Source organism: Streptomyces sp. NPDC002209, assembly GCF_042890265.1.
Lineage (GTDB): Bacteria > Actinomycetota > Actinomycetes > Streptomycetales > Streptomycetaceae > Streptomyces.
The window spans coordinates 87,629-100,137 of sequence record NZ_JBIARX010000019.1; the positions used below are offsets into that span (position 1 = coordinate 87,629).

General features: G+C 71.3%; 9 protein-coding genes. 5 read left to right on the plus strand and 4 right to left on the minus strand.

What is annotated here, in order from left to right; genetic code table 11:
* Positions 1-55: 55 nt before the first annotated feature.
* Complete coding sequence (locus ACFYXK_RS28420; protein WP_389413687.1) at positions 56-1,396, minus strand: lipase family protein; 1,341 nt, start codon at positions 1,394-1,396, stop codon at positions 56-58.
* Between the two features lie 243 nt (positions 1,397-1,639).
* Here ACFYXK_RS28420 and ACFYXK_RS28425 point away from each other — a divergent pair, with 243 nt between their 5' ends.
* From ACFYXK_RS28425 to ACFYXK_RS28435, 3 genes are all read left to right on the plus strand, one after another.
* Positions 1,640-2,914, plus strand: a complete 1,275-nt coding sequence (locus tag ACFYXK_RS28425; protein WP_389413688.1) for a PucR family transcriptional regulator — start codon at positions 1,640-1,642, stop codon at positions 2,912-2,914.
* A gap of 85 nt (positions 2,915-2,999) precedes the next feature.
* Positions 3,000-3,524, plus strand: a complete 525-nt coding sequence (locus ACFYXK_RS28430) for a VOC family protein (RefSeq protein ID WP_389413689.1) — start codon at positions 3,000-3,002, stop codon at positions 3,522-3,524.
* A gap of 185 nt (positions 3,525-3,709) precedes the next feature.
* Positions 3,710-4,561 carry an aminoglycoside phosphotransferase family protein gene (locus ACFYXK_RS28435; protein ID WP_389413690.1) on the plus strand — a complete coding sequence of 284 codons (852 nt, stop codon included), beginning with the start codon at positions 3,710-3,712 and terminating at the stop codon, positions 4,559-4,561.
* Between the two features lie 858 nt (positions 4,562-5,419).
* On the opposite strand, the gene ACFYXK_RS28440 is transcribed toward ACFYXK_RS28435, so the two are convergent.
* Positions 5,420-6,058 carry an SRPBCC family protein gene (locus ACFYXK_RS28440; RefSeq protein ID WP_389413691.1) on the minus strand — a complete coding sequence of 213 codons (639 nt, stop codon included), beginning with the start codon at positions 6,056-6,058 and terminating at the stop codon, positions 5,420-5,422.
* A gap of 258 nt (positions 6,059-6,316) precedes the next feature.
* Between ACFYXK_RS28440 and ACFYXK_RS28445 the strand changes: the two genes are divergently transcribed.
* The gene (locus tag ACFYXK_RS28445) at positions 6,317-6,922 is read left to right on the plus strand and encodes a hypothetical protein (protein WP_389413692.1); all 606 of its coding nucleotides are present in this window, start codon (positions 6,317-6,319) and stop codon (positions 6,920-6,922) included.
* Between the two features lie 306 nt (positions 6,923-7,228).
* The gene (locus tag ACFYXK_RS28450) at positions 7,229-9,058 is read left to right on the plus strand and encodes a glycoside hydrolase family 15 protein (RefSeq protein WP_389413693.1); all 1,830 of its coding nucleotides are present in this window, start codon (positions 7,229-7,231) and stop codon (positions 9,056-9,058) included.
* Here ACFYXK_RS28450 and ACFYXK_RS28455 read toward each other — a convergent pair.
* Positions 9,051-11,282, minus strand: coding sequence for a sulfatase-like hydrolase/transferase (locus ACFYXK_RS28455; protein WP_389413694.1), 2,232 nt, complete (start codon positions 11,280-11,282; stop codon positions 9,051-9,053). The two genes, ACFYXK_RS28450 and ACFYXK_RS28455, sit on opposite strands and share 8 nt — an antisense overlap.
* Positions 11,283-11,358: 76 nt before the next feature.
* Positions 11,359-12,501 carry an LLM class flavin-dependent oxidoreductase gene (locus tag ACFYXK_RS28460; protein WP_389413695.1) on the minus strand — a complete coding sequence of 381 codons (1,143 nt, stop codon included), beginning with the start codon at positions 12,499-12,501 and terminating at the stop codon, positions 11,359-11,361.
* Positions 12,502-12,509: the final 8 nt, after the last annotated feature.

Consider the following 12,509-nt stretch of genomic DNA (forward strand, 5'->3'; position numbering starts at 1 on the left):
GCACCCGGGCGAGGTCCTGCCGCGCGGATTCGGCGCGGCAGGACCTCGCGCGGCGTCAGGACAGCGACGCCGGCTCCTCCGGCGCCAGTGAATTTCCCGTGGGGATGCGGCCGCAGTCGGACGGGGCCGGCCTGCCGGCGAAGCGGTCACCCAGCCAGCCCAGCGCGGCAGGCGCCCAGGCCACGGACGCGCCCGTGTGGCTGAACAGCTCGTACTGGCTGTACTTGACGGCGGAGTTGCCGGTGGCGCAGTACTGCCGGGCGAGCGACCGCACGTCACCGGAGACCATGACGCCGTCGCCAATGCCGATTCCCGGGTGGTTGCCGAAGGTCCCTTCCAGGACGCCCGCGTTGCCCTGGGCGATGAATCCGGGGATGGCGGGGGTGGCGGCCGAGCCGAGGTTGAGCTTGTTCATCGCCTCCACGAACGCGGGGATCGAGTTGGGGTCGGCGTACTGCGACTTCGCCATCTTCTTCCAGGTCAGCCCCGGGTAGTGACCGATGGCGTCGATGATGGAGCCGTGCTCCAGCTCCTCGTACACCTCCAGGCCGTAGCCGTTGAGATAGGACTTGAGGTCGATGCCGTAGGAGCGGGAGACCCCGATGACCGCCATGGGGATGACGCCCGACCACACCAACGAGCCGTCCACGTACTTCAGGTTGTGTGCCGGGTCCACGAGCAGGCCGCCCTCGGCGTAGCCGACCAGCTTGCGCTGGACGTCCGGCGCGTAGCTCGGCGCGAGCGCGGCGGCCCAGTTGGTTGCGACGGAACCGCCGGAGTAGCCCATGAGGCCGAATGCGGTGTCGGAATTCAGTCCGGTCTGGGCCGACTTGGTCGCGGCGCGGATCGAGTCCAGGGTGTTCGTCCCGTACTCGGGTCCCGCAGCGAAGTGCGCCTGCTGTCCTTCGGTGTCCGGGATGACGACGTCGTAGCCCTGCGTCAGCAGCGGCGCCAGGAAGACGGCCTCGACGTTCGGGATGATGCCGCCCAAGGAGACGTTGCCGGCGATCGCCCGGGACGGCCCGTCCTCCGGGCTGAGCGAATCGTAGAACGACTGGTAGGACACCGCCTTGCTGCGGTCACCCGTCGGGCTGCGCACCACCGTGGTCACGTTCGCGGCCGGGCGGCCCTGGGCGTCGGTGGTGCGGTAGAGCAGTTGGACTGCCTTCAGGGGGGTGGAGATGCCGACGACGTGGTACTGCAGGGTGCGGGTGTTCAGCACGGTGCCCGGCGCGAACGCGGACAGGGGTTCGCTGCCGCCATAGGCGTAGAACGGGTCGCTCGTCGTGGTCGTCGCTGCTGCGGGCGCGGACGGGGCGGCGGTGGCCGCCGGCGCGGCGGTCATGGCCGCGGTGGCGACAGCGACGGCGATGAGGCGAACGGCTGCCTTGGACATGCGTTCCTCGATTCCTGGGTGGGGGCTGACGCTCCGGCACGAGGTCGCTTGCATCGGCACGTCAGGCCGGGGCGGGCGGCCCCCGGCAGGGGATTGCGGTGATCGATGCGGCCGGGGTCCGCCACATCTGGCCATCCACCGGCCAGTCGTGTTACCAACCAGTAGGTGATGTCCCGGAAACATCATGGGGCCGGTAAGCGGCCGCGTCTCCGGGGTGGGGAACAGAGATGTGCGAGGTGGATTGTGACCGGATCCAACGCGGTGGGACGGGAATCGGTGCCGCAGTTCGGCGGCGTGCCGGTCCACAAGCGGCTTCAGGACGCCGCCGGGGCGCTGGAACGTGCGGTGATGGTCCGGCTCGTCGAGCGGCTGCCGGTCTACGGAACGTTGTCGGCGGAACACCTCGGCGGTGACATCGCCAAGCAGGTGACCCGCGGCATCCGGAGCTTCGCCGCGGTCCTGCGCACCGGCGAACTGCCGGGGCAGGCCGAGGCGGCGGCGATCCGCGAGTCCTCGGCCCGGCGCGCCGACGAGGGCGTGCCGCTGGAGGCGGTGGTCGGTGCCTATCACCTGGGTGCGGAGGAGTGCGCCGCCCAGGTCTTCTCGGCGGCCGAACCGGGTGACCTGGGCGACGTGCTGCTGGTCCAGCGCCAACTGCTCGCGTACCTGCGACTGGTGAGCTGCGAGGTCGCAGCCGGGTACGTACAGGAGCGGCAGACGGCGCTCAGCGACCAGCAGGTCGCCCTGCAGTCGCTGCTGTCCCGGCTGCTGGAGGGCGGCAGCCCGCAGGTCGCGGCCGACCGCGCGGGCATCCGTCTGCCGCCCTGCTACCTGGTGCTGAGCATCACCGTGGGACCGCACCCGGACGAGCTGGTGCCCGGTATGAACCATTCGGTCGCAGCGCGCCGCAAACTCCGGCGGCTGCGCAACGAACTGCAGCGCCAGACCAGGGGCGTCCCGCTGTCCGTGCTGTCCGGCGACGGCGGGCTGGTGCTGATCCCGTACGGGACGCCGGCCGCCGACTTCGGCCGTACGGGCCGGGACCGGCTCGCCCTGCTGGTCGAACAGCTCGGCCGGATGTGCGGCGCCGAGGTGCTGGCTGCGGCGGCGGCCGCGGCACCGGAAGGCGTTGCCGAGGCCGCCCGGCTGGCCGGCGAGGTACGGGAGGTGGCGGAGGCGTCCGGCCGGGCGCCCGGGCTGTACCTGCTCGACGACGTGCTGCTCGAGTACCAGCTCAGCCGCCCGAGCCCGGCCAGGGACGGGCTCGCCGCGCTGCTCGACCCGCTCGATGCGCGACCGGAGCTGCTCGTCACGTTACGCGTCTTCCTCGCGTGCAGCCTTGACCGCCGCCGGGCCGCCGCCCGGCTCCAGGTCCACCCGAACACGGTCGACTACCGCCTGCGCAAGGCGACCGAGTTCACCGGTCTGGACGCTGCCCGCGGCGCCGATGCGCTGACGCTGCGCGCCGCACTGGCCGCCCACGATGCCGTACGGCAGGGAAAGCCAGACGTGGGCTGACACCACCCACGAACTAGGACGAAACCTGACCTACTCAGGCCCTACTGTCGTCACGTCAGCAGGAACCGGCAGACAGGACGTACCGATGAAGCACACCGCGCCCGAGGGCTACACCAGCGTCGCACCGTGGGTCGTCACCGACGACACCGGTGCGCTGCTCGACTTCATCACCGCGGCGTTCGACGGCGAAGAGCTCGCTCGGGTACCGCTCGAGGACGGCACCATCGGACACGGCGAGATCCGCGTCGGCGACACGGTCGTCCTGGCCTTCGACCGGCGGCCCGACTGGCCCGTGATGCCCGCGCTGCTGCGCCTCTACGTCCCCGACGCGGACGCGGCGATGGCCGCGGCCGTGGCGCACGGGGCAACGGTCGTCACCGAGGCCATTGACAGCGCGTGGGGCGACCGGGGCGGCAGGGTGCGCGACCCGTTCGGCAACATCTGGTGGGTGACGAGCCGGGTCGAGGACATCGCACCGGACCGGGCCTGGCAGCGGATGTCCCAGCCGAAGTACGCGGAGTCGATGCGCATCGCCCAGGAAACGCTGGACGCCGAGCTCAGCGGGCGGGAGTCCGGGGTGGCCAGCGCCCCACGACACCCGGCCCCCTGAGCCCCGCCGTATCGATGCGCAGTCGTCACACGTCGATGATCATTGGTGGGGTCGACCACGAGCCCCGGTTGACCCCACCGGCACGATCGCCGTCGACGACTGGAGAACTCATGACCGACTTGCGACAGGCCCACGATGCCGCTCGCGAGATCGCCTCAGCGGCATTGGGGCGCGATCCCGGCCCCATGACCACCGCTGAGAGCAGCTCCCACCACGTCTACGTCGGCTCGGACGTCGTCGTGAAGATCATCGACGCCGCCGGCCACTCACGACTGGATCGGGAGATCGCTCTCGCGCCCCACCTGCCCGCCGGCCTCACGGCCCCTCTGCTCGACAGCGGGCTCCGCCGGCTGGGTACGCGCGACGTTCGCTACGCCTGCTACACCCGCGCGCCGGGGGCGGCTCCGGGCATGGGCATGTCCGGCATGGACGGCGTGACCGCGCGCGCGTTGGCGCAGGAGGCAGTCCAGCAGCTCGACCGACTGCACAGCTGGATACCTGCGGGCCACATCGACCAGATGCTGAGGGAACCTCTCGACCACGGCGGGTTCACCAGCCGGGCCGCGCTCTTCGCCGAGGTGGAGAACCTCGCCGCCCTGGACCGGCACGGGACCATCCCCCGCCGCCTCATCGACGGCCTGACGGCGATCGCAGAGCACGCACCGCTCCAAGCGCGAGCGGTCGTCCCGGTTCACGCGGACTGCCACTGGGACAACTGGCTCGTTCACGGTCCGCGCGTGACGGCCCTGCTGGATTTCGAGTGGGCCCGCTTCGGCGAACCCGCCGACGACTGGTTCTTCCTGGCCCGGTTCAGCGGCCCGCACACGCAGACCGTTCTCGACGTCATCTCCCGGGCGACGCCGACCCCCCTGGAAACCCTGCGAGCACAATGCGAGGTTCGGGAAGCGGCCTACCTCGCCTCCGACCTCTGCATCGCACTCAAACACCCCGACACCTCTTCGCGGATGGCCGCGGAGAGGCTCCACGCGCTCGAGGAGCTCATCGTTGAGCGTTACTGGTGGCGCCACACGCGGTGATGCCGCCTCGTGTGGCGGCCGTCAGCGGGTGCGTCGGGGGCCACCGCGGTACGGGCGGCGGCGGGAGACGGCTTCGGGAGCGGCGTCGGGGGACGAGAAGCCGCCGGCCACTGCCACACGTGCCGGAGCCGATGAGGCGGGGTGGGGTGCAGCAGGGGCCGATGCCGCGGAGGGACGAGGGGGCGCCTGCTGCTGGGCGCGGCCGAGGACGGCGGTGTGGGAGATCAAGGGTGCGCAGGCCTGGCAGATCTCGGCGAGGGTCCAGACCTGGCCGACGGCCGGGTTGTGGATGAGGACGAGCAGCGGGGCGCCGGTACATGAGGATCTGGTGTCCTCGTGGAATCCGCATTCGGCGGCCCGGCAGGCGCACGCCGCGTTGGGGCGGACAGTGACGAGGCGGGCGTGCGCGCGGGCGTGCTCGGCGGCGAACCGTCGCATGGCCGCCGTGTCCTTGGACCGGGGCGGCATGCGGCACGCTTCGGTGGTGCAGGTGACGGAGACGGTGTGGTCACCGTGGCCGGTCAGACGGACCGTCCAGGTCCGCCCCGGGACACGGGATCCGGGAATCGTGGTCAAAGGAGAGTTGTCCGTTCACATGAGTGCGGTGGTGTGTGCCCACTGTTCGACAGTCTCGCGTGTGGCGACAGTGGATTTTCACGCGGCCCCGGTGTCGGCACGGGCCCCGTACGGGTGGCCCGGTCACCCGGAGATCCGCACTTCAGGTGAGGAGACCGACCGAACCCATGGGGTCTTTGTCGCACGCCGTTCGGCAGGTGTCAACGACACGCCGCCACATCCATGCCCTCCCGGTGTCCACGGCCCGCGCTGAACCGCGCGGTTGCCGGTGCGGGACGTGGGTCAGTCCGGCCGGTGGTGGGCCCGGGCCTCGGCGGTGACCTTGAGGTCGTTCAGCCATTCTTCGAGTCCCTGACGGAGGATGGCGGTCGCGGTGGGGACGTCCGCGTCGACCTGAGGGCCGGTGTGGGTCTCCTCGGTACTCACCTTGACGCCGGCCCGGGTCTCGGTGAAGTTCCACACGTGGACGCCGTCGATGTGCAGTCCCTCGCCGGTTGCCGGGCCCGTCCAGCGGATGCAGGACTGTTGCCTGAGCTGTTCGACGGTCGAGGTGATCTCCAGGCTGGTGGCCGGAGTCGGGTTGGGGGGTACCGGGGTTGTCCACCGGAAGGCCGAACCCCGGCGGAGGGGGCCGTGGTCGAGGCGTTCCGCGGTGGTCACCGGAGCCTGCCAGGACGGCCAGCGCTCGACGTCGGTCTGCAGCTTCCAGACCGTGCGCAGCGGTGCGTTGATGAGGATCTCGGCCCGGTGGCGGACACGGGCGGCGGGGTCGACGCCGGCGCCGCGGCAGGTGAGGGACGTGGCGAGCCCGCGGCCGGGGAGGGCTGCTGCGCCGGCGGGTAACGCGGCGGCGCCGAGGAGGCCGATGGCGAGCGGGATGGTGAACAGGGCGTGGCTGCGGGTGCGGTGGATGCCGGGCATGGGGTTCCCCTTTGTGTGCGGCGGGTGGGCGTCGCCGTGCGCAAGAGCATCAAGCTTTCATGAGAGGTTATAACTCGACCGAGTGAGGGGCAATAGGTTGCGTGACACCTTCTAACTCACGTCCGCGCGGCACTCTTGGCCGACGGGACGGCCGGCGCGTACGGTCGGCAGTGGGCCTGGCTCGCCGTCACGGCTGTCGCCCTTCGTCCGGTGGGAGACCGGTCCCGTCCGTCATGGCGCCGGAACAGGAGCACGCCGATGCGTCTTTACGCCCAGACTCGAGCACGTCGTTGCCGGCAGGTGCTCGCCGACGTCATCGCCGTCGTCCTGGTGGCGGTCGCGGTGAGGTTCGCGCTGGCGGTCCACGACGGGATCATGCTGCTGGCCGAGCCGGGGCGGACGGTGGAGGACGCGGGCAGCAGTCTTGCTTCCGGCCTCGGCGATGCGGGGGATGCGGCCTCGAACGTGCCGCTGGTCGGGGGCATCCTGAAGAAGCCGCTGCAGTCGGCCGCCGAGGCCGGGACCGGGCTCTCCGATGCCGGGCAGTCGATGCAGGACATGGTGGGCCGCGTGGCCGACCTGACCGCATTGGTCCTGATCGTCACCTCGGTGGCGATCGTGCTGGCACTGTGGCTGCCCCCGCGCGTGCGCTGGATCCGGCGCAGTGCCCGGATCCGCGCTCTTCTCGACGCTCCCGGCGGTGCCGATCTGCTTGCCCTACGCGCCCTGACCGGGCCGGTGCGCGACCTGGCATCCGTCTCCGTTCCGCCGGAGGGTCTCGCCGATGCCTGGCGCAGGGCAGACGAGCAGGTCATCGGCGACCTGTCCCGGGTGGCGCTCAGGCAGGCCGGCCTGCGCCCCTGAAGGCACAGGCTCCCCCGGCGAAGTCGTCCGGCGCGGGGTCGTGCCGGCCGGGCTCAGCCGTCCGGGGCGGCCGGCGCGAAGTCCGCGGATCCCCAACCGCGGGTCTCCTGAAGGAACTTCGCTCGCCGCAATCGCGCACCACCCCCGGCGAGGGATCGTAGGCTCCGGACGCCGCACCACGCCCGCGATCATGTTCTCGCTCCGCGACGCCGCAGAACCGTCGAAGCTGCAATGGCAGCCACGACCGTGAAGATCTACCATCGCCTGTAGGACCATGCGCCCTGCCGTGGTAGGGAGGCCGGTATCGTGAACGCCGGATTCGGACGAACGGGCCTCTCGCGCTATCTGCCGATCGCAGAACACGGCCTCATCGGTGATCTTCACAGTGCGGCGCTCGTGGGCACGAACGGCACCATCGACTGGTACTGCTGCCCGCGCTTCGACTCACCGAGCGTGTTCGCCTCCATTCTGGACGCGGACCGGGGCGGATCCTTCGAGCTGGCCGCCGACGTGCCGACGCGGACCCGGCAGTTCTACTTTCCCGACACGAACGTCCTCATCACGCGGTTCTTCGCCTCCGACGGGGTGGCCGAGGTCCAGGACTTCATGCCGATCACCGACGACTCGGGCGCACCGGCCCGGCACCGGCTGATCCGGCGGGTGATCTGCGTGCGGGGATCGCTTCCCTTCACGGCGCACGTGGCGCCCCGCTTCGGGTACGGGGCCGAACCGCACTCCGCACGGGCGCAGGGCGACCACACCGTGGTCTTCCGCTCCGGGAGCCTGTCGTTGGCGCTGACCACCACCGCACAGCTCGAGTGCGACGGACTCGACGCGCGGTCCCGCTTCAAGCTCCTCGAGGGCGAGTCGGCGGTGTTCGCCCTCGACCCGGTCGTGGACGACGTGATCCCGCGGGCCTGCCCCCAGGCCGAGGCCGAGCAGCAGTTCGAGACGACGGTCAGGTTCTGGCGCGACTGGCTGGCCGGCTCGCGCTACCACGGACGGTGGCGGGAGATGGTGCACCGTTCCGCCCTCGTGCTGAAGCTGCTCACGTACGCCCCGAGCGGTGCGATCGTGGCCGCCCCGACCACCAGCCTGCCCGAGCAGATCGGCGGCGAACGCAACTGGGACTACCGTTTCGTATGGGTCCGTGACGCCGCGTTCTGTGTGTACGCCATGCTCAGACTGGGTTTCACCGGCGAGGCCGAGGCCTTCATGCGCTTCCTGTCCGAGCGGGGCGTCATGCGGGGCAGCGACTCCGCGGGCCCGCTGCAGATCATGTACGGGATCGACGGGCGCAACGAGCTGCCCGAACGCGTACTCCCCCACCTCGAGGGTTACCTGGGCTCCGCCCCGGTACGGGTGGGAAACGCCGCCACGGGGCAGCTCCAGCTGGACATCTACGGAGCACTCATCGACTCCGTGTACCTGTACGACAAGTGGGGACAGCCCATCAGCAGCGACCGGTGGGAGGAGCTCGGCGTACTGGTCGACTGGCTCTGCGACCACTGGGACCAGCCCGACGACGGCGTGTGGGAGACACGCGGGGGACGGAAGAACTTCGTGTACTCCCGGCTCATGTGCTGGGTGGCGATCGAGCGGGCCATCCGGATGGCGAACCGGCGGGGGCTGCCCGCCGACCTCCCCCGCTGGCAGCGGAGCCGTGACGCGATCTACCGGCAGATCATGCAACGGGGCTGGTCGCCCGAGCGAGGGGCGTTCGTCCAGCACCTCGACGACGTCGTGCTCGACGCCTCGGTGCTGATGATGCCGATGGCCAAATTCATCTCGCCCACCGATCCCAAATGGCTCGCCACCCTGGATGCGCTCACCGCAGACCTGGTGTCCGACTCGCTGGTCTACCGCTACGACCCCCAAGCCAGCCCGGACGGGCTGAGGGGCGCCGAGGGCACCTTCTCGATCTGCTCCTTCTGGTACGTCGAGGCACTCACCCGCGCCGGACGGCTGGAGGAGGCGCGGCTCGCCTTCGAGAAGATGCTCACCTATGCGAACCACGTCGGCCTCTACGCCGAGGAGATCGGGCTGACCGGCGAACAGCTCGGCAACTTCCCGCAGGCCTTCACCCATCTGTCGTTGATCAGCGCCGCGTTCAACCTCGACCGCGCTCTCAGCTGATCCGGGGCACGGTCACCCGGGCGAGGGCCCAGGAGGTGTGGTCGAACGCCGAGTTGGCGTTGGCGTCCTCGACGACCAGGTGCAGCAGCTTCACCCCGCGCACGTCGAGGTCCACTTGCACCGGACCGCCCGCGCCGGTCAGCTTGCCGCTGGTGAACAGCACCTTGCCGTCGCCCCGTACCGAGGCCTTCGTCGCGCCGGTGGCGGACTGCTTCGTCGAGAAGTCGTCGATGCCGACGAGCGCGGTGAAGCGGTCCGCCGCTGCGCCGAGGTGGTAGACGATCTCGGAGGGCGCGTGGACGCCGAGGCCCTTGGCGTAGGTCACTCCGCCGAACGAGATCGGCGTGCCGTCCCCGGCCGCCTGTCGCCCGTTGGACCGGTCGCGTTCCACCGGACCCCAGCCGTTGGCGGCCGACACCCATGCGAGATCGCTCAGGTAGGCGTCGGCGACCGGCGCCGGCGGCACGGTGGAAACCCGTTCCGTGGCGGAGTAGCGCAGCGGCCCGGTGGGTGACTCCGCGGTGCCGTCGAAGGTCAGCGGCCACTGCGTGGCGGGGGTGGCCGTCGCGGGCGGGGTGACCCGCCAGGACGTGGTCAGCGTGGCTCCGGCGGCCAGCACGTCCTGGCCGGTGGCGGTGGTCGCCTGGACCTGCCAGCCCGCCGGGGCGCTCAGCGCGAGGAGTGCGCGGGTCCAGGGCTTGCCCGATCCGTTGCCCAGGGTCGCGGTGACCGTGAAGGCCTGACCGGGCACGGCAGGCCCCTGGACATGCGCGCGGACTCCGAAGGGCCCCCGGACGTACGTGTCCACCCATGAGGAACGCATGAGGGCGACGAGGCCGGTCACCACGGACGGGTTGGCGGCGGCGACGTCGCGCTGCTCACCGGCGTCGGAGGCGAGGTCGTACAGCTCGACCTGCCACTGTGCGTCGGGCAGTGCGTGGTCCCTGACGGGCGCGAACCGCACGGCCTTCCAGTCGTCCTTGCGCACGGCCTCGGCGAGCCAGGTGGCGCGGCCGCCGTCCTCGTTGTTGGCGCGGCTGGTGACGCCGCGTTCGTCCCGGTACCAGTACAGGTGGTTGTGGCGTGCCGCGTTCGGGCTTCCGGCGAGCAGCGGGGCGGCCGACAGTCCGTCGATGTCGGCGGGTGCGGGTGCGCCGCCGAGTTCCGCCAGGGTGGGCAGTACATCGGTGAGCGAAGTGGGGCGGTCGGTGGTGCCGGCTCCGATCCGGCCCGGGGACCAGGCGATCAGCGGGACGCGGATGCCGCCCTCGTAGAGGTTGCGCTTGTAGCCGCGCAGCGGGCCGTTCGCGTCGAACAGGTCCGGGTTGACCCCGCCTTCCTCGTGCGGGCCGTTGTCGCTGGTGACGAGGACGACGGTGTTCTCGGCGATGCCCAGCGCGCGCAGCCGGTCGGTGACCTTCCCGACGAGCGTGTCGAAGTAGGTGATCTGGGCGGCGTGGCCCTTGTTCTGCTGGGTCCAGGTACGGGAGGCGTATGCGCCCACGTCGGGGATGTCGCTCGGTGCGTGCGGCACGGTCGGCGTGAGGAAGAGCAGGAAGGGCTCGGCGGCGTGGTCGCTGATGAAGTCCAGCGCGCGCTGCTCGATGAGCTGGGGAGCGTAGGCGCCCTGCGCGCCGCCCGCGTTGGCGGCGATCGTCTCCTTCGCCCCGTTGTGCCACAGGTACTGCGGGTAGTACTCGTGCGCGTGCCCGTGGTCGATGTATCCGTAGAACTCCTCGAAGCCGCGGGAGTTGGGGTGGCTGGGCTGGTTGCCCTCCTCCGGCCCGAAGCCCCATTTCCCGATCACGGCGGTCCGGTAGCCGCGGGCGCGCAGCACCTCGGCGAAGGTGGTGTCACCGGCCTTCAGCGCGCCGGGGGCGCCGTCGGGATTGGCCCGGACGGCGGAGTGCCCGGTGTGCAGGCCGGTCAGCAGCGAGCAGCGGGACGGCGCGCAGACCGCCGCCGTCGAGTAGGCGTCGGTGAACCTCAGGCCCTCGGCGGCGAGCCGGTCGATCCGCGGTGTGGTGATCAGCTTCTGGCCGTACGCGCCGAGGTCGCCGTAGCCGAGGTCGTCGGCGAGGATCACCACGAGGTTCGGAGTCGCCGTACCGGCGGTCGTGGCGCCCTGGGCTGCCCGAGCCGCCGCGGCCTCCGGTGCGGCGGGGAGCGCGGCGAGGCCGAGGGTGGCCGCGGACCCGGCGAGGAAGTGGCGGCGGGTGGGCATCAGGGGGCTCCTTGGCTCTCGCGGGACGGAATTCGATCATGCGGAGAGCGCCGGTCCGATGGCCATGCACAGGGCATTAAGAGCGTGTGACAGCTCGGCCGGCGCCGGAGCGGCGCTGCCACTCCTCGGCGAGCAGGCGGTAGGAGCGGACCCGGTCCGCGTGACCGTGCGTGATGGTCGTGATCAGCAACTCGTCCGCCCCGGTGGCCTCCTGGAGCCGCTCCAGATGGTCCGCCACGGTCTGCGCCGAGCCGACGAACTGGGTCTCCACCCGGTCGGCGACCAGTGATCGGTCCGCCTCCGTCCAGGGCAGGGCGCGCGCTTCGGCAGGCGTGGGGAAGGGGATGGCGCCCTCGGCGGTACGGATGCTGCGCACCCAGGGTGCGTATCCGGTGGCCAGTTCGCGGGCGGTCGCGTCGTCCTCGGCGACGACGACGTCGGCGGACACCGTCAGGTACGGCCGGTCCAGGTCGGCGGACGGCTTGAAGGCGGCCCGGTAGCCCTCGGCCGCCTCCAGCACGGAAGCGGGACTGACGTGGTAATTGGCGGCGAACCTGAGCCCGTTGCGGCCCGCGGTCTCCGCACTGACTCCGCCGCTGCTGCCCAGGATCCACACCTGTACGTCGGCCCCCTCCCCCGGGACGGCATGCGCCTCCACTCCCTCCGGGGAGCGGTAGTCGCCCCGCAGCAGCGCGAGCAGGTCGTCGACCTGCTCGCCGTACTCCTGCGGCTGGGCGCCGGGCAGGTTCAGCAGCCTCTGCTGGAGCGCGACCCGCGGATGGCCCAGCAGGTGCGCGAAGGAGAACCGGGCCGGGATGCGCAGCCCGTTCGCGGTGTACCCCTCGAACGGAGTCACCTGCGCGGCCCCGGGCTGCGGCCTGCCGGCCGAGCGGCCCAGGCCCAGGTCCAGGCGGCCGGGGTGCAGCGCGTCGATCAGGCCGAACTCCTCGACCGTGGACAGCGCGGTGCGGTGCCCGAGCTGGACGGCTCCGGAGCCGAGCCGGATGGTGGAGGTCGCGGAGGCGGTCAGTGCGAGGACGACCGCCGGGGAGGTCCCGGCGACCCCCGGATTGAGGTGGTGCTCGGCGAACCAGTAGCGGGCGTAGCCGAACGCCTCCGTCTGCCGGGCGAGGTCGATGCTGTGGTGCAGGGCCTCGGCGGCGGTGGAACCGGACGAGACCGGGACGAGGTCGAGGACCCCGAGGGGGATGCCGGACATGCAGGGCT